This window comes from Micromonospora sp. NPDC048843 (assembly GCF_040649965.1).
Lineage (GTDB): Bacteria > Actinomycetota > Actinomycetes > Mycobacteriales > Micromonosporaceae > Micromonospora > Micromonospora hortensis.
Genome location: NZ_JBEZGJ010000008.1, coordinates 51,833 through 71,434, shown reverse-complemented (window position 1 = coordinate 71,434; position 19,602 = coordinate 51,833). Strand labels below are relative to the sequence as shown.

General features: G+C 69.6%; 16 protein-coding genes. 5 read left to right on the top strand and 11 right to left on the bottom strand.

All coding sequences use genetic code 11. From position 1 onward, the window contains the following. The first annotated feature begins 34 nt into the window (after positions 1-34). On the top strand, positions 35-391 hold the full coding sequence (locus AB0C20_RS03850; protein WP_091393184.1) for a hypothetical protein: 357 nt from the start codon (positions 35-37) through the stop codon (positions 389-391). 70 nt (positions 392-461) lie between these two features. On the opposite strand, the gene serA is transcribed toward AB0C20_RS03850, so the two are convergent. The 5 genes from serA to AB0C20_RS03825 all read right to left on the bottom strand — a co-directional run bounded on the left by serA (position 462) and on the right by AB0C20_RS03825 (position 8,599). After that, positions 462-2,060 (bottom strand): phosphoglycerate dehydrogenase, encoded by a 1,599-nt coding sequence (serA, locus tag AB0C20_RS03845; RefSeq protein ID WP_238684654.1) that lies wholly within the window; start codon positions 2,058-2,060, stop codon positions 462-464. Between the two features lie 391 nt (positions 2,061-2,451). Then, complete coding sequence (gene ilvC, locus AB0C20_RS03840) at positions 2,452-3,465, bottom strand: ketol-acid reductoisomerase (protein WP_238684655.1); 1,014 nt, start codon at positions 3,463-3,465, stop codon at positions 2,452-2,454. A 95-nt stretch (positions 3,466-3,560) separates the two neighbouring features. After that, positions 3,561-4,076 carry an acetolactate synthase small subunit gene (gene ilvN / locus AB0C20_RS03835; RefSeq protein WP_357190731.1) on the bottom strand — a complete coding sequence of 172 codons (516 nt, stop codon included), beginning with the start codon at positions 4,074-4,076 and terminating at the stop codon, positions 3,561-3,563. Between the two features lie 81 nt (positions 4,077-4,157). Next, on the bottom strand, positions 4,158-6,038 hold the full coding sequence (locus AB0C20_RS03830) for an acetolactate synthase large subunit (RefSeq protein ID WP_357190733.1): 1,881 nt from the start codon (positions 6,036-6,038) through the stop codon (positions 4,158-4,160). Positions 6,039-6,226: 188 nt separating this feature from the next. Next, on the bottom strand, positions 6,227-8,599 hold the full coding sequence (locus tag AB0C20_RS03825) for a bifunctional diguanylate cyclase/phosphodiesterase (protein ID WP_357190735.1): 2,373 nt from the start codon (positions 8,597-8,599) through the stop codon (positions 6,227-6,229). Between the two features lie 111 nt (positions 8,600-8,710). Between AB0C20_RS03825 and ilvD the strand changes: the two genes are divergently transcribed. Both ilvD and AB0C20_RS03815 read left to right on the top strand, forming a co-directional pair. Further along, positions 8,711-10,558 (top strand): dihydroxy-acid dehydratase, encoded by a 1,848-nt coding sequence (gene ilvD, locus AB0C20_RS03820; protein ID WP_357190737.1) that lies wholly within the window; start codon positions 8,711-8,713, stop codon positions 10,556-10,558. Positions 10,559-10,728: 170 nt separating this feature from the next. Next, positions 10,729-11,565: a hypothetical protein gene (locus AB0C20_RS03815; protein ID WP_357567256.1), complete on the top strand. Its 837-nt coding sequence runs from the start codon at positions 10,729-10,731 to the stop codon at positions 11,563-11,565. Between the two features lie 244 nt (positions 11,566-11,809). On the opposite strand, the gene AB0C20_RS03810 is transcribed toward AB0C20_RS03815, so the two are convergent. From AB0C20_RS03810 to AB0C20_RS03790, 5 genes are all read right to left on the bottom strand, one after another. Then, positions 11,810-12,319, bottom strand: coding sequence for a phosphoribosyltransferase (locus AB0C20_RS03810; protein WP_357190741.1), 510 nt, complete (start codon positions 12,317-12,319; stop codon positions 11,810-11,812). Positions 12,320-12,547: 228 nt separating this feature from the next. Beyond that, entirely contained in the window at positions 12,548-13,462 is a 915-nt protein-coding gene (locus AB0C20_RS03805) for a DNA-processing protein DprA (protein WP_357567254.1), read from the bottom strand. A gap of 117 nt (positions 13,463-13,579) precedes the next feature. Beyond that, entirely contained in the window at positions 13,580-15,604 is a 2,025-nt protein-coding gene (locus AB0C20_RS03800) for a hypothetical protein (RefSeq protein WP_357567253.1), read from the bottom strand. After that, positions 15,601-15,852: a hypothetical protein gene (locus tag AB0C20_RS03795; RefSeq protein WP_238684662.1), complete on the bottom strand. Its 252-nt coding sequence runs from the start codon at positions 15,850-15,852 to the stop codon at positions 15,601-15,603. The genes AB0C20_RS03800 and AB0C20_RS03795 overlap by 4 nt, the downstream gene beginning before the upstream one ends. Continuing rightward, positions 15,849-16,142, bottom strand: coding sequence for a DivIVA domain-containing protein (locus AB0C20_RS03790; protein ID WP_357190747.1), 294 nt, complete (start codon positions 16,140-16,142; stop codon positions 15,849-15,851). The genes AB0C20_RS03795 and AB0C20_RS03790 overlap by 4 nt, the downstream gene beginning before the upstream one ends. 302 nt (positions 16,143-16,444) lie before the next feature. Between AB0C20_RS03790 and AB0C20_RS03785 the strand changes: the two genes are divergently transcribed. Beyond that, entirely contained in the window at positions 16,445-17,539 is a 1,095-nt protein-coding gene (locus AB0C20_RS03785; protein ID WP_357190749.1) for an XRE family transcriptional regulator, read from the top strand. Here AB0C20_RS03785 and AB0C20_RS03780 read toward each other — a convergent pair. Continuing rightward, positions 17,502-18,074, bottom strand: coding sequence for an NUDIX domain-containing protein (locus AB0C20_RS03780; protein ID WP_357190751.1), 573 nt, complete (start codon positions 18,072-18,074; stop codon positions 17,502-17,504). The genes AB0C20_RS03785 and AB0C20_RS03780 overlap by 38 nt on opposite strands. Positions 18,075-18,228: 154 nt before the next feature. Here AB0C20_RS03780 and AB0C20_RS03775 point away from each other — a divergent pair, with 154 nt between their 5' ends. Then, a complete protein-coding gene (locus tag AB0C20_RS03775) occupies positions 18,229-19,560 on the top strand; it encodes an AAA family ATPase (RefSeq protein ID WP_357190753.1) in 1,332 nt (443 codons plus the stop codon). The last annotated feature ends 42 nt before the right edge of the window (positions 19,561-19,602 follow it).

The following is a 19,602-nucleotide window of genomic DNA, read 5'->3' as shown; positions in this document are numbered from 1 at the left end:
GACATGCTGAACGGCGGATGGCACGCTATCCGCCGTGAGTTTCGATCTGAGCGTGTGGGCCCTGGAGGACGGGGCGACGCCCGAGGACGTGCGGACAGCGGTCAACGGTTGCCGGCAGGGGCGACACGTGGACCGCTACCCCGATCCGCGGGTGGTCAGCTTCTACCGGGCGATCACCGCCTCCTATCCGGACCGTCACCCCGGCCCGAACAGCCCATGGGCGGTGGCGCCGCTGCACGCGGCCCACGACCACGTCGAGCTGAACCTGCACCCGACCTGCGCGGACCAGGTGCTACTGGACATCGAGCGGCTGGCCGGCGAGCACGGGCTGATGCTCTTCGACCCGCAGGACGGCTCGGTCTACCCGCCGCCGGCGCGGCTGCCCGGCTGACCTGACCGGCGGCACGGGAAATGACGAGGGGCCCGGCGAATCGCCAGGCCCCCCACGGTGTTGTCGTCTACTACTCGTCGCGCAGGTCGGCGGCGCTGGCCGCCGTGGCGCCGATCGACTCGGCGGCCGAGGTGAGCAGGTCGGCGCCGAGCGCCTGGTCGACGGTGAGCGTCATCAGCGTCTCACCGCCGGCCTCCCGACGGGCCACCTGCATGGCGGCGATGTTGATGCCCGACTCACCGAGCAGGGTACCGACGGTGCCGACCACACCGGGCCGGTCGGCGTAGCGCAGGAAGAGCAGGATGCCCTCCGCGCCGATCTCCACGTCGAAGCCGTCCACCTCGGTCAGCTTCAGCACGTCCCGAGCGCCGGAGTGGGTGACGGTGCCCGAGACACTGACCGTCCGCCCGTCCGGCAGCGCGCCGCGCACCGTGACCAGGGTCGGCTGCTCGGCCGTCTCGGCCAGCGTGGCCAGGGTGACCTCGACGCCACGCTCGGCGGCCAGGTGCGGGGCGTTGACGTAGGTGACCTGCTCCTCGACCACGGAGCTGAACAGGCCCTTGGTGGCGGCGAGCTTGAGCACCGACACGTCGTGGCTGACGATCTCACCGCGGACCTCGACGGTGACGCTGGCGGCGACCCCGCCCGCGACCGCGGTGAACGCCCGACCGAGCTTCTCCGCCAGCGGCAGCAGCGGCCGAACGTCCTCGGCGACCACGCCGCCGGCCTGCACGTTCACCGCGTCCGGAACGAACTCGCCCTGCAACGCCAGCTTGACGCTCTTGGCCACGGCCAGACCGGCCTTGTCCTGCGCCTCGTGGGTGGAGGCGCCCAGGTGCGGGGTGGCCACCACGTTGTCGAAGGCGAACAGCGGGGACGAGGTGCACGGCTCCTTGCTGTACACGTCGACGCCGGCGCCGGCGACCCGACCCTCGGCGATCGCGTCCGCGAGCGCCTGCTCGTCGACCAGCCCACCACGGGCGGCGTTGATGATGCGGACGCCGGGCTTGACGAGCGCCAGCTCCTTCTCACCGATCAGACCCACCGTCTCCGGCGTCTTCGGCAGGTGGATGGAGATGAAGTCGCTCTCCCGCAGCAGTTCCTCCAGGCCGACCAGGCGGACGCCGAGCTGCGCCGCACGGGCCGGCTGGATGTACGGGTCGTACGCGATCAGCCGGGTGCCGAACGCGGCGATGCGCTGTGCGAAGAGCACCCCGATGCGACCGAGGCCGACCACGCCGACGGTCTTGCCCTGCACCTCGACGCCTGTGTACTTCGACCGCTTCCACTCCCCCGCCTTGAGCGCGGAACTGGCGCTCGCGGTGTTGCGGGCGACGGCGAGCAGCAGCGCGACGGCCTGCTCGGCGGCGGAGACGATGTTGGAGGTGGGCGCGTTGACGACCATGACGCCCCGCGCGGTGGCGGCCGGCACCTCGACGTTGTCCAGTCCGATGCCCGCCCGGGCGACCACCTTCAGTCGCGGCGCGGCAGCAATCGCCTCGGCGTCGATCTGGGTCGCGCTGCGCACGATGACGGCGTTGGCCTCGGAGAGCGCCGAGAGCAGGGCCGGACGGTCGGTGCCGTCGACGTGACGGACGTCGAAGTCGTGGGCGAGCACCTCGATGGCGGCGGGGGCGAGTTCTTCGGCGATCAGTACGACAGGATTCATCGGTCCTCGTAGAGGTCGTGTTTGCGATCGGCCCGGGCGGCGGGGCGCCGCACTGCGCCCTGCGCTGATCCGTGCCGTGGCCGTCAGGTGCCGGCTGCTGCACCTACAGGCGATCGTAGGGGCCCCGCTGGTCGGCGTGTTCCGGTCTTCGGGGTGAGTGCCCTCACACGCCCTGTCGGGCGACGGACATCGGCCGTTCACCGCACCGACACGGTTGCCCCGGCCGCACCGAGCACCGGCGGCGTCGGTCACCCGGTCACTTTGAGAGAGTCGTGGCGCACGAGCACTGCCGCCCGACGTATCGACGGGCGGCAGCATGCCGGGCAGCCCCGGGGCGGCGCTGGGGAGAGCGCCGGCCCAGGGGCTGTCGGTGGATCGTCGTTCGAACGGGTCAGGCGGTCTCGGTGATCGGGCGGTCGACCCAGCTCATCATGCCGCGCAGCTTCTTGCCGGTCTCCTCGATCGGGTGCGCCGCACCCTCGGCCTGCCACTTGGTGAAGTTGGGCCGGCCGGCCTCGTCCTCGGCGACCCACTCGCGGGCGAACTCGCCGGACTGGATCTCACCCAGGATCTTGCGCATCTCGTCCTTGACCCGGGAGTCGATGATGCGCGAACCACGGGAGAGATCGCCGTACTCGGCGGTGTCGGAGATGCTGTAGCGCATCTTCGCGATGCCGCCCTCGTACATGAGGTCGACGATCAGCTTCAGCTCGTGCAGGCACTCGAAGTAGGCGATCTCCGGGGCGTAGCCCGCCTCGGTGAGCACCTCGAAACCGGTCTGCACCAGCGCCGAGGCGCCGCCGCAGAGCACCGCCTGCTCGCCGAAGAGATCGGTCTCGGTCTCCTCGGTGAAGGTGGTCTTGATCGCGCCGGCCCGGGTGCCGCCGATCCCCTTGGCGTACGCGAGGGCGAGCGCGAGCGCGTTGCCGCTGGCGTCCTGCTCGACGGCGACGAGACAGGGCACGCCCTTGCCGTCGCTGTACTGGCGGCGGACCAGGTGGCCGGGGCCCTTGGGCGCGACCATCGCCACGTCCACCTCGGCCGGCGGCTTGATCAGGCCGTACCGGATGTTGAAGCCGTGGCCGAAGAAGATCGCCTTGCCCGGGGCGAGGTGCGGGGCGATCGACTCCGCGTAGATCCCGCGCTGGGCGGTGTCCGGTGCGAGCACCATGATCACATCGGCCTCGGCGGCGGCCTGTGCGGGCGTGACCACCCGCAGGCCCTGCTCCTCAGCCTTGGGACGGCTCTTCGAGCCCTCCGGCAGACCGATCACCACGTCGACGCCGGAGTCACGCAGCGACAGCGCGTGGGCGTGGCCCTGGCTGCCGTAACCGATCACCGCGACCTTCTTGGCCTGGATCAGGCCGAGGTCGGCATCGTCGTCGTAGTACACCTCAACGCTCATGAGAAATTCCCTTTCGTACGACGGCCGGGGCGGCCCGTCGTGGTCTGTGCGGATGAATTCGCCGGATGGCCGGCCGAGGGCCGACCGGCGGCGGGTCAGGCGGCCCGCAGCGCGGGGCCGGCGGTGATCGAACGCGAGCCGCGCCCGATGGCCACCAGCCCGGACTGGACCATTTCCTTGATGCCGAAGGCCTCGAGGTCGCGGAGCAGGGCGTCGAGCTTGTCCGGGGTGCCGGTGGCCTCGATGGTCAGCGTGTCCGGTGCGACGTCGACCACGCGGGCGCGGAACAGGTTGACGGTCTCCAGCACCTGTGACCGCGCGGACCGGTCGGCGCGAACCTTCACCAGCAGCAGCTCCCGGGCGACCGAGATCTGCGGGTCCAGCTCAACGATCTTGAGCACGTTGACGAGCTTGTTCAGCTGCTTGGTGACCTGCTCCAGCGGGGACGACTCCGCGTTGACCACGATGGTGATCCGGGAGACGTCCGGGTTCTCGGTCTCGCCGACGGCGAGGCTGTCGATGTTGAAACCGCGCCGGGAGAACAGGCCGGAGACCCGGGCGAGCACGCCCGGCTTGTTCTCCACCAGCACGGACAAAGTGTGCATGGTCATGCCACGGCCTCGCTTCGCTCGGTCGCGTCACGACCATTGGCAATACTGAGCTTGCTGATTCGTTCGCTGCGCTCACTCATGTCAGATGTCATCCTCGTCGAAGACCGGGCGGACGCCACGGGCGAACATGATCTCGTCGTTGCTGGTGCCGGCGGCGACCATCGGCCACACCATCGCGTCCTTGCCGACCACGAAGTCGATCACCACGGGCGCGTCGTTGATCTCCATGGCGGCGGCGATGGTCTTGTCCACGTCATCGGCGCTCTCGCACCGCAGCCCGACGCAGCCCAGGGCCTCGGCGAGCTTGACGAAGTCGGGGATGCGGTGCTTGTGGGTGCCGAGCTCGGTGTTGGAGTAGCGCTCGTTGTAGAACAGCGTCTGCCACTGCCGGACCATGCCGAGATTGCCGTTGTTGATGACGGCGATCTTGACCGGGATGCCCTCCAACGCGCAGGTGGCCAACTCCTGGTTGGTCATCTGGAAGCAGCCGTCCCCGTCCACGGCCCAGACCACAGTGTCCGGCTTGCCGACCTTGGCGCCCATCGCCGCCGGCACCGCGTAGCCCATCGTGCCGAGGCCGCCGGAGTTCAACCAGGTGTACGGCTTCTCGTAGGAGATGAACTGCGACGCCCACATCTGGTGCTGTCCCACCCCGGCCACGAAGATCGCGTCCGGGCCGACGATCTCGCCCAGCCGCTTGATCACGTACTGCGGGGACAAGGTCCCGTCGACCGGCTCGTCGTAGCCCAGCGGATAACGGGTGCGCAGGTCGTCCAGCTGCGTCCACCAGTCTCCGAGGTCAGCGGTACGCCCCGCCGACCGCTCGGCGGTGACCGCGGCGATCAGCTCGTCGATGACGTGCTTGGCGTCGCCGACGATCGGGACGTCCACGTGCCGGTTCTTGCCGATCTCGGCGGGGTCGATGTCCGCGTGCACCACTGCCGCGTCCGGGGCGAACGAGTCCAGTTTGCCGGTGACCCGGTCGTCGAAGCGTGCGCCCAGCGCGACGATCAGATCCGCCTTCTGCAGGCCGTAGACCGCGGCGACGGTGCCGTGCATGCCGGGCATCCCGAGGTGCTGCTGGTGCGAGTCGGGGAACGCGCCGAGCGCCATCAGCGTGGTGACGACAGGGATGCCGGTCAGCTCGGCCAGCCGGCGCAGCCCGTCGGTGGCACCGGCCTTGAGCACTCCGCCACCGACGTAGAGCACCGGCCGCCGGGCCGCGGCCATCAGCCGCGCGGCCTCCCGGATCTGCTTGCCGTGCGGGTGCAGGGTGGGCCGGTAGCCGGGCAGGTCGAGGGTGGGCGGCCAGGAGAAGGTGGTAGGCGCCTGGAGCACGTCCTTGGGGATGTCGACAAGCACCGGGCCGGGTCGCCCGCTGCTGGCCAGGTGGAACGCCTCGGCCAGCACCCGCGGGATCTCCTCGGCGTTCTGCACGAGGAAGTTGTGCTTGGTGATCGGCAGGGTGATGCCCTGGATGTCCGCTTCCTGGAAGCCGTCGGTGCCGATCAACGGGCTGGCCACCTGCCCGGTGATCGCCACCATCGCCACCGAGTCCATGTACGCGTCGGCGATCGGGGTGACCAGGTTCGTCGCGCCCGGGCCGGAGGTGGCGATGCAGACGCCGACCTTGCCGGTGGCCTGCGCGTAGCCGGTCGCCGCGTGCCCAGCGCCCTGCTCGTGCCGCACCAGGATGTGCCGGACCGTCGAGTCGTAGAGCGGGTCGTACGCCGGCAGGATCGCGCCGCCCGGAATGCCGAAGACGACGTCGACCTCGAGCGCCTCGAGGGACCGCACGAGCGAGCCGGCCCCGGAGATCGGGGTCGCGGCGGCGGGCCGTACCGCCGGGGCGGCCGGGGTGGCCGTGCGCGTGGCGGCCTGGTCGACGTCGAGGGTCGGGTCGGCGGCCGCGCGGGCCCGGCGGGCGGTGTGGGCGAGGGTCTCGGGCGTGGGTCTCGTCATGGCGGTTCTGGCCTTCGGCTGGAGTGGCTGGTGGCTAGTCAAGCGATGCGACGCGGGCGGGGCCCGCCTCGCCAGGTTCCGATGGCAATAAAAACGGCCCTCGTGCAGATGCACGGGGCCAGCGCACTCTCAGTGGGGGAGAGTGCGCTCAGGTAAGTACTCGCAGCGACCGGTACGACGACATGCGGCTAAGCCTGACGCATCTCACGCGATGAGTCAACTGATCCCACATGTTGGTTAACGGAGGTCGGCGCGTCGGCCTGCGACGCGCCATCGGCAGGTGGGGTGAGCTGCCCGGACCCGCCCGGAGCACGGCGTGGTGCGGGCACCGGAGCGGGACGCGCACCCGGGGACGTGGCCGCCTCCAGCATCGCCTCCAGGTGCTCGGCCGGCACCCCCCAGCCGAAGAGAGCGCCCTGGCCGAAGCGACAACCGGCGGCCACCACGGCGGCCAACTCGGTAGGGGTGGTGACCCCCTCGGCGATCACCTCCAGCCCCAACTGGTGACCCAGGCGCATGACGATGTCGACCATCGGAGCGAACGCCGGCCCGTCCTGGCCGACCGGGCGGACCGGCTCGTGCTCGGCGACCAGGCTGTGGTCGATCTTGAGGATGTCGATCGGCAACCGGCGCAGCTGCCCCAGCGACGAGTAGCCGGCCCCGAAGTCGTCCAGCGCGATCCGGACACCTGTCAACCGCAGCGCGGTGAGCCGCCGGATCAGCTCGTCCAGGTCGGTGGCGACGGCGTGCTCGGTGACTTCCAGCACCAGCCGCTGCGGCGGCACATGGTGGGCGCGCAGCGCCTCGGCCACCTGGACCACGTACTCCGGGGCGTGCAGCTCGCGCGGGGAGACGTTCACCGACACCCAGACGTCGTGCCCGTCCGCCAGCCACCGGGAGAGCTGGTAGCAGGCCTGATGCAGCACCCAGGCACCGAGCGAGGCGATCATGCCGCACTCCTCGGCGAGCGGGATGAACTCGTCCGGACGCACGTTGCCCAGCTCGGGATGGTGCCAGCGGAGCAGCGCCTCGGCGCCGACCGGCCGCACCGACGGCAGCGACGCCACCGGCTGGAACGCCAACCGCAGCTCGTCGCGGTCGATGGCCCCGCGCAGCTCGTGCTCCACAGTCGTACGCCGGCGCAGCAGTTTGTCGTACGCGGCGTCGTACCGCTCGATCCGGTTCTTGCCACGCTGCTTGGCGTAGCGCAACGCCAGGTCGGCGTGGCGCAGCAGCAGCTCCACGTCCGGCTCGTCGGCCCAGTCGGCCACACCGATGCTCACCGACAGGAAGACCGGCCCCTCCGGCTGGTCGTAGGGGCGGTTGAGCACCCCGAGGAGCCGTTCGGCGACCCGGTCCGCCTCGACCGACCGGCCCTGCATGAGGACGGCGAACTCGTCGCCACCCAGCCGGGCGGCCACGTCGCCGGGGCGCAGGTTGCCGCGCAGCCGCCGGCCCACCTCGGCCAGCACGGCGTCGCCCACGTCGTGGCCCCGCATGTCGTTGACGTTCTTGAAGCCGTCCAGGTCCAGGCCGAGCAGCACACACGGGTTGTGGTCGGCGGCGTTGCGATGCAGCGCCCGGAGCAGCCCGCGCCGGTTGGCCAACGACGTCAGCGGATCGGTGTGCGCCAACTCCCGGAAGTGCGCCTCGCGCTCGACCAGCCGGCTCGCGTACCCCCGGACGTCGCGAAGGGTGAGGTACTGCCGTGCCACCAGGGCGAAGCCCTCCACGCTGCCGGCCACGATGCCGGCCGCGGTGAACCGGCCGTCCTGGGCGAGGTGGTACATCGCCGAGGCGGCCATCGCCAGCATCGGGGCGATCGCGTACTCGCCGTCGCTTCCGACCAGGTCCAGGTCGATCTGCCCCGGCCGGTCGGCCCGGTACACAGCGAGCGCGACGATCAGCAGACCGGCGGCGAGCACCGCCGCACCGGTCAGCGCCATCGTCGGCCCGGCCTGGCAGAGCCCGGCGCTGAGACCCAGCCCACCGCAGGTCACCGCGCTGATGCCGGCGCCAAGGGCGGCGAGCCGTCGACGCGGCGCGGCGGCCCGGAAGACGACGATCACGACGAGCCCGGCACCGAGCGCGGCGCTCACAGTGGCCACCAGGATCGCCGGGCAGGCCATCGGGGTGGCACCACCGAGCAATCGGGTGGGCTCGGAGAAGAGCACCCAACCGACGAACCACAGCGCCGCCGCCATGACCAGACCGTCCAGGGCGAGCCGGGTCGTTCCGGCAGCGGTGGCGGCCACCCCGGGCAGCCGGAGCAGACCAGCGGCGAAGGCCAGCCCGCTCACCGCAGTGCCGATCGCCACCACTGTCGCCCAACCGGTGCGCTGCCCCTGCTCGTGGGCCCAGTGGTCGTTAGCGCTGAGCGCGGCGACCACCCCGACCAGGAGGCTGAGCACTGCAACTCCGGCGGCCGCCGCGAGCAGCACGTGTGCCGGTCGACGCGGCACCACCCGCCGTCGGGCGACGACGGTCAGCAGCACGGCGGCCACCGCGGCGACGAGCCCGCTGAGCGCCGCGACAGCGACCATGCCCGGTGGAAAATGCACGCCTCCAAGAGTGCCGGATGGGCGCACGTCATGGGGGGCTGAGTGTGCATCTGTTGGGACACGGCAGATACCGGGGTGGGCCGGCGCGCCGACGGTGTCATGCTGGTATGCATGCCTGAGCTGCGGTCGAGGACCTCCACACACGGTCGGACGATGGCCGGCGCCCGGGCCCTCTGGCGGGCCACCGGGATGACCGACGACGATTTCGGCAAGCCGATCGTCGCCATCGCCAACAGTTTCACCCAGTTCGTGCCTGGTCACGTACACCTCAAGGACATGGGTGGCCTGGTCGCCGACGCGGTCGCCGAGGCCGGCGGGGTGGGCCGGGAGTTCAACACCATCGCTGTCGACGACGGCATCGCGATGGGCCATGGCGGCATGCTCTACTCGCTGCCCAGCCGTGAGCTGATCGCCGACGCCGTCGAATACATGGTCAACGCGCACTGCGCGGACGCCCTGGTCTGCATCTCCAACTGCGACAAGATCACCCCCGGGATGCTGCTGGCCGCGTTGCGGCTCAACATCCCGACCGTCTTCGTCTCCGGCGGCCCGATGGAGGCCGGCAAGACGATGGCGATCGAGGGCGTCGTGCACAGCAAGATCGACCTGATCGACGCGATGATCGCCTCCTCGAACGAGGCGGTCACCGACGAGCAGCTCGGTGAGATCGAACGCTCCGCCTGCCCGACCTGCGGCTCCTGCTCCGGCATGTTCACCGCCAACTCGATGAACTGCCTCACCGAGGCGATCGGGCTCGCGCTGCCCGGCAACGGCTCCACGCTGGCCACCCACGCCGCCCGCCGGTCGCTCTTCGTCGAGGCCGGCCGGACCATCGTGGAGATCTCCAAGCGGTGGTACGACGGCGACGACGACTCGGTGCTGCCGCGTGCTGTCGCCTCCAAGGCCGCCTTCGAGAACGCTGTCGCCCTGGACGTGGCGATGGGCGGCTCCACAAACACCGTGCTGCACCTGCTGGCCGCCGCCCGCGAGGCGGAGATGGACTTCGGCGTCACCGACATCGACGCGATCTCCCGGCGGGTGCCCTGCCTGGCCAAGGTCGCGCCGAACTCGCCGAACTACCACATGGAGGACGTGCACCGGGCCGGCGGCATCCCGGCGATCCTCGGCGAACTGGACCGGGCCGGGCAGCTCAACCGGGACGTGTGGGCCGTGCACTCCCCCTCCCTCGCACAGTGGCTGACCGACTGGGACGTGCGCGGTGGCTCCCCCACCCCCACGGCCGTCGAACTGTTCCACGCCGCTCCTGGCGGCGTGCGTACCGTCGAACCGTTCTCCACCACCAACCGGTGGTCGTCGCTGGACACCGACGCGGCCGGTGGCTGCATCCGGGACCGCGAGCACGCCTACTCCGCCGACGGCGGTCTGGCCATCCTGCACGGCAACCTGGCACCCGAGGGCAGCGTGGTGAAGACCGCCGGCGTGCCCGACGACTGCCTGACCTTCCGTGGCCCGGCGAAGGTCTACGAGTCGCAGGACGACGCGGTGACAGCGATCCTCGCCAAGCAGGTGGTCGCCGGGGACGTCGTGGTGATCCGGTACGAGGGGCCCAAGGGCGGCCCCGGCATGCAGGAGATGCTCTACCCCACCTCGTTCCTCAAGGGACGCGGGCTGGGCCGCTCCTGTGCGCTGCTCACCGACGGCCGTTTCTCCGGTGGCACCTCCGGGCTCTCCATCGGGCACGTCTCCCCCGAGGCGGCCTCCGGCGGGCTGATCGCCCTGGTCCGCGACGGCGACGAGGTCGTCATCGACATCCCGGGCCGGTCCATCGAGCTGAACGTTTCCGCCGAGGAGCTGGAGGCTCGCCGGGTGGCCGAGGAGAAGCGCGACAGGCCGTACACCCCCACCGACCGGCAGCGGCCGGTGTCGGCGGCGCTGCGCGCGTACGCCTCGATGGCCACCTCGGCCAGCGACGGCGCCTACCGTCGCGTCCCGGAGTAACCACCGCTCGGATCGACACTGGATCGTCGAGGTTGGGGGTATCTCACTAGATACCCCCAACGTCGCTGATGTCGTCGGCGAAGCATGGTCCGCGAATGTCGGTCGTGTCAGCTAGCGTGTCGTCGATCAATTCGGGGAGAGCCCGGATTCCAGCGGGAAGAGGCGTGTACGTGTCATTTGGCAAGAAGTCCGTGGCTGTGGCGGTTTCGGCGCTCACCGCGCTCGCTGTCTCCGCGTGCGGCACGACGTCCGGCGGATCCGAGTCGCCGAAGCAGCCCAACGTCCTGGAGCTGCTGGCCAGTGACCTGAAGGGGTCGCTGCAGAAGACCGCCGAGGCCACCGACAAGAGCGACTCGGTCACAGTGGCGATGTCAGGCACTGCGGGCGGTGAGAAGGTCTCGATGAAGGGCGTCCTGGACCTCGGCGACCCGGTCAAGGCCGAGATGACGACGACGGACGCGAAGGGCGCCGCGACGATCGTCCGGATGGTCGGCGCGGTCATCTACGTCGAGATTCCGGCGGAGGACCGCGCGGGGATGGACGGCAAGCGCTGGATGAAGATGGACATGGGCGCCGCCGGCAAGCAGGCCGGGATGAACTTCGGCAAGCAGTTCGAGGACATCGACCCGACCAAGCAGGTCAAGACGCTGCTCGCCACCGAGGGCACGAAGGTGGTCGGGCAGGAGACGGTGGACGGGACGGCCACCGTCCACTACACAGTCACCACGCCGATGGCGACCTACCTCGCGCAGCTCGACGAGAAGCTGCGGGCGGGCGTCGAGCAGCAGATGACCAAGATGGGCGTCAAGGACATCACCACCGACCTGTGGGTCGACGAGCAGTACCGGCCGCGCCGGGCGGCCCTGAAGATGGGCCCGCTGGGCGACCTGGTGATGGACTACACCGACTACGGCAAGGCGGTGACCATCGAGACGCCGCCGACGGCGGAGACCCTCGACTTCGCCGAGATGCTCAAGGGTCTGCAGGGCCTGACCACCACCAGCTGATCAGAAGCGGAGTGCTGCCCGGCTGGCGAGGAGACTCGCTTGGTCGGGCAGCGCCGTACCAGGACCCGGACAGCCCTCACACCGAGGCCGCCCAGCGCTCCTCCAAGGTCAGGGCGCAAGAACGACGAACCGGACGGGTTCGTCCAGTACGGCTGCCGCTCGGGGGAGGTCAGCGAGACGTGCGGCGAGAGTGGCCTGCGCCAACCGCCCCAGATCTCGAAAGTGAAATTAATTCCGGACAAATCTACGCTTGTCGTCCGACAGCGCACTTGGCCGGGTCGAACATCGGATCCTCGATCGCCTTCAGCAGCGGTCGGGATGCCACATGCTCCGGCCTGATGTGCCGCCCGAGCACCACGACCGCCACCGACGACGCGCCAGCGCTCTTCAACGCGTACGCCAGCGACTGCGCCCGGGAACCGGTCGTCCAGGTGTCGTCCAGGACCAGCGGCCGAACGCTGACGCTCTCGACCGGAAGCTGGACCGTGAACCAGTCGCGCTGGAACGTCCGCGTCTCAGATCCGTGGCGGGGATTAGACAGCGCCGTGAGCCACGGCAGTCCAAGACGGTCGCCGATCAGATCCTGCAGGGGGTGCGGATGAGCCTGGCTCCGGGTGCTCGGCACGACCACCACGTGGGTCGGCGCGCCGCCCATCCGATCAGCGACGTAGTCGAGATGCCGCTGTAGGAACAGCAACAGCAGTGCGAGCAGATTCCACCTAGCCTGAGCCGACCCCGGTTTGGACTTGTACAAGCGCAGATGGTGGTGATGCTGACCGGTACGCGGCGAGTAAGCGATTGGAGCGACCACGTCGGCGAGCAGGCCACCAGACGCCGTCTGGTGGCCTGACAGGGGTAGCAGTAGTCGAACCCGGGAGTGCGGACACCGCGACACGTCGGGCAGATCCAGGGAAGAGTGGGCAGGGGATTTCGAAGGAAGTTCCGCTGGGTTTCCACGTACTCCCGGACCCTGGCCCACGGGTCAGAGGCTGGCGAAATCAGGAAAGCCCTCCAACTCGGCCGCAGCCGGTGAACGGTCGAGAATGGCGTCGACCGCCTCCACCAGGTCCATGGTCCCGTGCGCGACGTGGACGCCGGGCCGGGCGGCGAAGGCGCGTGCCCAGTCGTGCCGCATCACCTGACTGGTGAGCACCACGGGCCGACCGTGCTGAAGAGCGAGCCGCGCCTGGATCCGGGCTCCACTGCGTTCGCCGGCTTCGATGACCACGGTGGCAGCGGCGTAGCCGCTCATCACCGCGTTTCGCATTGGGAAGCTCTGCTTTGTCGGGGCGGCATCGGGCCAGAACTGGCTGAGTACCAATCCGACCTTTGCGATGTGCTCCTGGAGCGCGCGGTTGACCGTCGGGTAGTGGTGACGAATTCCGGTGCCGATGACCGCGACGGTGCGGCCCCCTGCCGCGAGTGCCGCCTGGTGGGCTGCGGTGTCGATCCCTTTCGCCAGACCGCTGACCACCGTCACACCACGGCGGGCAAGTGATTCTGATAGCGAGCTGGCGATCTCGACGCCTCGATCGCTCGCTTCGCGGCTGCCGACCACTGCGATGGCCCGAGCGTCGGGACGCGACTCACCTCGGGCGAAGAGCACTGGCGGCATCTCGCGGATGTCACGCAGCTGGGCGGGGTAGTCGTCGTCGAAGAAGGCCCGCACTGTGATGCCCTCGGCCCGCCAGCCCGCGAGGTCGCCGGCTGCGACCTCGATCAGCGAGTCGACGGAGCGGGTGTCGGGAAAGAGCGTGTCAGTCTGCCCGACGACTCGGCGCAGGACTGCCAGGGCGGTGCCGACCTCTTGAATGTCGTGCACGGCATCAGACCAGCCGAGGTCTGGCTGCCGCAGCAGCGCGATCAGCGCAGCCCGCTCCACCGTCACCCGGTCCATGCCTCTGATCGTAGAGGCAACTCCCGGCCGCCCGGCCCACCGGCCACGCGAAGCCGGCAGAGAAGCCCGGCGCACCTCAGATCGCCCCACGTGATCGAACATATGTTCCCTCAGCCCTCAGGTCAACCGAAGATCGCGCAGGTCGGGGGCTTCGGCGAGGAGGTGTACGCCGTCGTCGTCGTGTCGGTACGCCGTGCAACCGGCGCGGGTGAAGCGAACGGTGAGCACCTGCCCGGCGTGCTGGGCCGCCAGGCGTAGCAGTTCCGGCTCGGGATCGGCGATGTCACGCGGCCCCGAGCCGGGTACCGGGATGGGCACCGTCGGGTCGGTGGGGGCGGCCCCGGCTACGGCGTCGGTCAGGCATTCGACACACCAGGAGAGCGCGGCGGCCAGACTCGGCCGGTAGGGGAAGTCGTCAGGACGGACAGGTGCGTCAAGCGGCTTCATCTCGACCGACCAGCGCAATCCGTCGGCCAGCAGTGGGTCTGCGGCGTTGTGCCGCAGGTCGCACACCGCCACCACGAGGGCCAGGTCAAGGCCGAGGGCGAGCCGCAGCAACTCGGCCAGCGGCGGCGCGTCGGGAGGCGTCGCCACCACGATCAGGCGGCCGGCCGGCGTACCCCGGCCTGCGTTGCGGACGTGCTCCCCGACCGGGTCGGCCCCGGCCCAGGGCAGTGTGACGTAACCGTCGCGGAGGTCCTTGCCGATCTGCTGCCCGCCGTCGGCGTCGGCCAGGTCGTCGGGCCGCGCGCCGAGCACGGCTGCCCAGGAGCCGAGCCGGTAACGGGTCGGAAGCTGGACGACGGGCTTGCCGCCCGGTTGGGTAGCGACCAGCGGGGCGACTTCGGGCGTGCCGGCCTGCCAGGCCAGGTGCACCACCCGGTGCCGCAGGTCGGTGATCGTGACCACAACCGTCCGGTGCAGGCGCTGGGTGTCGCCGCAGGTGAAGCAGTGCAGCGCGGATGGGCGCAGGCCGGCGCCGCAGCAGTGCGGGCAGTCGGGGTCGGCCGCGCGACCGCCGAGCCGGCAGTCGCAGGCGCGTAGCCGGCTGTGTGGTCGGCAGTCCGGGCACTGCCGCCAGTCGACGGGTTCACCAAGCCACTGCGGGTCGGGTGGTTCGTAGCCACGGCTCACCGGCACTCGCACACGGCGGACGACCTGGCCGGTGGGCTGCTCCGCGAGGGTCTCCACCGGCTCGCCGGCGCGCAGAGTCGTGTGCCACCAGCGGCCGTTGCGCCACAGCGCCTGCGCGCCGGGCAACTCGTCGCCGTGGGCCGCGTCGTTGCAGTCAGCGAGCACGCGGCGTTCGAGTTGATCGACGTCCACGGCCGAAGCGGCGGGTGGGCGCGGCGAGTCAGGTCGCAGCAGCCGGGCGGGAGCGGCCAGGCCGCGTTCGGCAAGGCCGTCGAGCGACTTGGCCACGTCGGTGCAGGCCAGCGACTCCGGCAGGTCCCGGCACCAGCCGGGCGAACCGAGCGGCACCGGGGAGCCGGGCACCTCGTACCGAATGGCCCAGCAGAACCCGGCATCCTGCCGGCGGGCCTCGACGACCAGGTCGAGCAGCAGCAGGTCGGCCAGCGCACACAGCCGGGCCAGCCGTGCGGCCGGGTCGACGGTCGCCGGGACGGTGGCTCGGCCGAGCACCAGCCGCCAGGGGGCGTGATCGGCCCGCAGGATGGCGTGAGCCTCCAGCTCGTGCCGAAGCGCTGCGGGCAGGTCGGGCTGCCACTGCCGGTCCAACCACAGCGAAGGCACATCGGCCTCGTCCAGGACCGCGCCGACGGTGGCGGCGAGTTCGCGTACCCGGGAAGCAAGGTCGACCACCCAGTGGCCCGCCGGGTCGCGGTGGGGGTCGAGGCCGCCGGGCACGACCTGGTGGGACGCGACAGCGCCGGTGTCCAGGTTCGCGACGGTGACCACGAGCTGCGCCCGCCGCCGGCCGCGCCGCCCGCAGCGATAACAGGGGTACGTGACGGTGCCCGCGCCGCGACACTGCTCGCAGCTCCGGTACGCCTCCCGGCGTGGCCCGAGCACGTCGGCGTCGGCGAGAAACCGGTCACCGTAGGTGGTGCACCGGCACGGCTCCAGCGTGAAGGTCATCCCGTCGCAGTCCGGGCAGACGACGACGGGCACGGCGGTCACCGACACCGCCGGGCCGCGCAGTCACCGTCGTGTTCCACCCGCCGCACGCACCGCCGACCGCCGTCGAGCGGCAGGTCGCAGAAGACCCGATGGCGTACGCCCTGGGCGTCCTCGGCGGACACCGTGGTCTCACCGGCGTCCACTTCGGTGAGGAAGCTCAGGGAGCGGGCCAGGGTGCCGGCGAACTGTTGGGCGGCCGGCAGGTCGGCGGCGGTGAACGGCAGGTGCGCCACCCAGCGGGCGCTCATCCGCGGGCCGCCGAGTCCTCGCGGGCGCGCCGTGACTGCCAGCACCTCAGCGCATCCTTGATCCGCTCGGTCTCCCGCCGGCTGCTGCCCAGCGCCGCGTACACCTCGGCCAGATCGTGGGCGACCCGGTCGAGGAACTCGGCGACCTCCACGGCGTCCACGCCACGCCTGCCGCGGCGGGTAAACCGGCGTCCGCGGACCTGCCAGGGCTTCAGAGGTACGTAGTTGGCCGCCCGATAGGGCGCCGGCCGGGGTGGCTCGGCCCGGAGATGACGGAGAAACGCGCGCACGACAGTGCCTTCCTCGGCAGGTGACCCTGGAGGCGACGTCGCCCGAGCAGCATCGCTCAGGCGACGTCGCCCACCCCATCGCCGTAGCTTGTTCAGCGGTACAGCGGCGGAGTGCTGCCCACAGCAGACCGGGTGTCATAGGACTGCGATAGACAACATGGGTTAACCCGCTGCTGTTAACCGCTGCCACTTGGAATAGGGACACGGTTACGGCAAGCTGAACCCGCCACCATCGATCGGCAGGGGCTATGGAAAATCACCTACGCCACGCTCGTCTTGCCAGGGGTTGGTCCCAGGCAAGGTTGGTCCATGAGATCGAGCAGTACGGCCGCCGACGCATGGTCTCGATCGCTTCCACCAACAGCCTTGGGGTATACGTCTCCGAATGGGAGAACGGCCGACGGAAAATCTCAAGCAGTTACGCGGCCATCCTGCGGAGCCTCCTCGGAACGACCGATGACGAACTATTTTCCGATAACGTGCCCGTTGACGACGACGGGAACGGTTACACACGATTGGTCGAACAACTCGAGGCCTCGCACTCGGTCGGTCAATCGATGTTGCACACCCTTCGGCATCAGACGGAGCTTCTTCGCACCATGGACCGTCAGCTCGGGGCGGCCCAGTTTGTCGACCAGATGCAGAGCCATCTGTCCCGTCTTCAGGAGAGCCTGTCGTTTACCGTGCTGCCATCTGCCAGGCAACCGCTCGCCCGCGCGCTGGCAGAAGCCGCATCGCTCGCGGCGTGGCAGGCCCTCGATGTCGGAGCGGCGGATCGCGCCTGGCGCCACTATGAACTGGCGAAGAGCGCCGCACGGGAGGCTGACGACCCGCTTCACCTCGCCCATGCCATGGGCGAGCAGGCATACGTCCTGGCCGATGCCGGTCGACCGGAGCTGGGTGCGCAGCTCGTGCAGGAAGCACAGACTTGCGGAGGAAGTCGGTTGTCGCCTCGACTGTCGTCCTGGCTGGCCGCCGCCGAAGCAGAGCTGTGGGCGCTCAGCCGACGCCCGGACGACTGCCGCCACTCCCTCGACCGAGCGAGCCGACATCTCTCAGGCGTCACAGGAGTTCGCGACCCCAATTTGCCAGGGATTTTCCTCGACGAAACTCACCTCCGCCGATGGCGGGGACATTCGCTGGCGCTGCTGGGCGACCCTCGGTCTATCGACGAGCTGTCGGCGGCTTTGGTAGCGATGGACGACACCTTCGTGCGAGCCGCGGCGGGAATGCGCTGCGATCTTGCGCAGGCGCATTTGGTTCGGGGAGAAGGTGAGGAGGCCCGCTCTCACCTACGGGAAGCATGCTCGCTGGTGAACCTGACCGGATCTGTGCGATACCGACGCCGAATAGATCGGATCAAGGGCTTGACGGTTTGGGCGTCAGGCCAGCAATGACGTGCAGGATGGCGACCAAGGTCCCCGACCCCGCCAACTCGCCGCGCGCCATCAGGTCCGGCATGTCACTCAGCGGCACCCACTCAACGCGACCGGCCTCCTCTGCGTCCGTTGGCGGGCCGACATAAGTGGCTCCACGCCCAACGAAGATCTCATGTGGCGAGTCGACCATGCCGATCATCGGCTGGTAGGTGACCACCCGGGTCAGAGACGAGGGCCGCCAGCCGGTTTCCTCCTCCGCTTCCCGGCTTGCCGCCGCTACCGCCTCCTCGCCCGGTTCGACGATGCCGCCGGGCAGTTCCCATCTCGTTTCGCCGGGAATGAATCGGTAGCGCCGCAACATCAGAACTCGATCGTGCTCGTCGAGCACGGCGACGACGGCGACACGATCCAGCCGAACGACATGGTGGGCGAAGGGTTCGAGTCCTGGCGGCTCCACGTCGACCAGATCAAGTCGCAGCCAACGGTCCTCATACACCGTCCGCTCGCCCAGAATCCGCCATGGCCCCGGCTCGCCCGTCGTATTCTCGTGCACCCCGTGAAGCTACCGTCGCCCACCACACCGGTACGCCGTGACCAAGAGCGCCGCCAGCAGCAAGGCTGGCCTACGTTGGCCCTTTGTGCCGCTTCTCGTGGTTTACTCGCAGAGATGTACTTGTAACCGCCCACAAGCTAGGGGCACGCGGCCAATGCTGCTGAGTTTCCGCTTCGCCAACCATCGTTCGTTTCGCGACGAGCATCAGCTCAACCTGACGCCCGTCTACGGCGACGGGGCCGAGGCTGACGAGCCGGCTCCGCAGGCGGTCCAAGTCGTCGGCATCTTCGGAGCCAACGCGTCGGGCAAGTCGAACTGCCTGGGCGCGCTGGCGTTCATGCGGCACATGGTCGTGGAGTCCGACCGGGCGGTCGAGCCCGGTGTGGGCCTGTCCCGGGAGCCGTTCCGGTTGGATACGGAGATCGCCGTCCAGCCATCGCGCTATGTCGTCGACCTTCGGCTCGGCGGAGTCAGACACACCTATGGCTTCTCGATCGACGACGACCGGGTGCTGGAGGAGTGGCTCTACCACTATCCGCTGGGGCGCAGGCGGCGCGTATTCGAGCGCGACGGCGACGTCTTCAACTGGGGCGAGGAGTCGGGCCGGCGCAGCGACCTGGAGCAGATCGCTGGCATCACCGCGCCAACAGCACTATTCCTCAGCACTGTCGCACGCTTCGGCCAGAGCCGCCCCCAACCGGATCCGACAAACCCACAGCCGTTGCACGACACCTACCGGTGGTTCTACCTGACCGGCCAACGGACTGACCCCAACTCTGGGCTGTCCGCCCTCGTCCGTATCGGCCAATCGGATGCCGACGAGGTACGCCGCTTGGTCGTTGACCTGTTGCAGGCCGCCGATGTGGGGATCGTCGACGTAGTGATCGCCTCTGATTCGGGTGATGATCAGACCGTCTGGTCCGACCTGCCAGCCAGGAGATCGAGCGACCGACTAAAAAGAGCCGTCGCGGCTATCCGGCCCTCACCCCGCGTTCAGTTCGCTCATCAGGGTCCGCACGGCACCGCACTGCTCGACCTGCAGGACCAGTCGACGGGCACCCGGCAACTGCTGACCCTGGGTCTGCATGCCGCGGCGATGCTACGTACCGGCACCACAATGCTGATCGACGAGATCGATGCGAGCCTGCATCCGATCCTGACCGCCAAGCTCATCAGCCTGTTCCGCAGCCCGGCCGCGAACCCCCTTGGAGGCCAACTCATCTTCACCAGCCACGACGCCGCCCTGCTCGGCACCCTCGACGCTGAAGAAATCCTCCGCCGCGACGAGATCTGGTTCGTGGAGAAGGACAACGAGGGTGCCTCCTCGCTGTATCCGTTGACCGACTTCAAGCCCAGGAAAGAAGGTGAGAACCGTCAGCGCCGTTACTTGAACGGCAACTACGGCGCGGTTCCCGACCTGTCCACCGACCTGTTTGAGCAGGCCCTTGCCACCCGTGGAGGATCGGATGACGCCCCGGCAGGGTGATCGGCGTGCCTCGGGCTCGATACGGTCCGGCCGTGGCCGCGA

Excerpts from the sequence above, each read along its gene's own strand:
- AB0C20_RS03795 (WP_238684662.1), bottom strand. The coding sequence starts at position 15,852 with ATGAGCGCCCGCTGGGTGGCGCACCTGCCGTTCACCGCCGCCGACCTG.
- AB0C20_RS03775 (WP_357190753.1), top strand. The coding sequence starts at position 18,229 with ATGCTGCTGAGTTTCCGCTTCGCCAACCATCGTTCGTTTCGCGACGAG.
- AB0C20_RS03805 (WP_357567254.1), bottom strand. The coding sequence starts at position 13,462 with ATGGACCGGGTGACGGTGGAGCGGGCTGCGCTGATCGCGCTGCTGCGG.
- AB0C20_RS03830 (WP_357190733.1), bottom strand. The coding sequence starts at position 6,038 with ATGACGAGACCCACGCCCGAGACCCTCGCCCACACCGCCCGCCGGGCC.
- ilvC (WP_238684655.1), bottom strand. The coding sequence starts at position 3,465 with ATGAGCGTTGAGGTGTACTACGACGACGATGCCGACCTCGGCCTGATC.
- ilvD (WP_357190737.1), top strand. The coding sequence starts at position 8,711 with ATGCCTGAGCTGCGGTCGAGGACCTCCACACACGGTCGGACGATGGCC.
- ilvN (WP_357190731.1), bottom strand. The coding sequence starts at position 4,076 with ATGACCATGCACACTTTGTCCGTGCTGGTGGAGAACAAGCCGGGCGTG.
- serA (WP_238684654.1), bottom strand. The coding sequence starts at position 2,060 with ATGAATCCTGTCGTACTGATCGCCGAAGAACTCGCCCCCGCCGCCATC.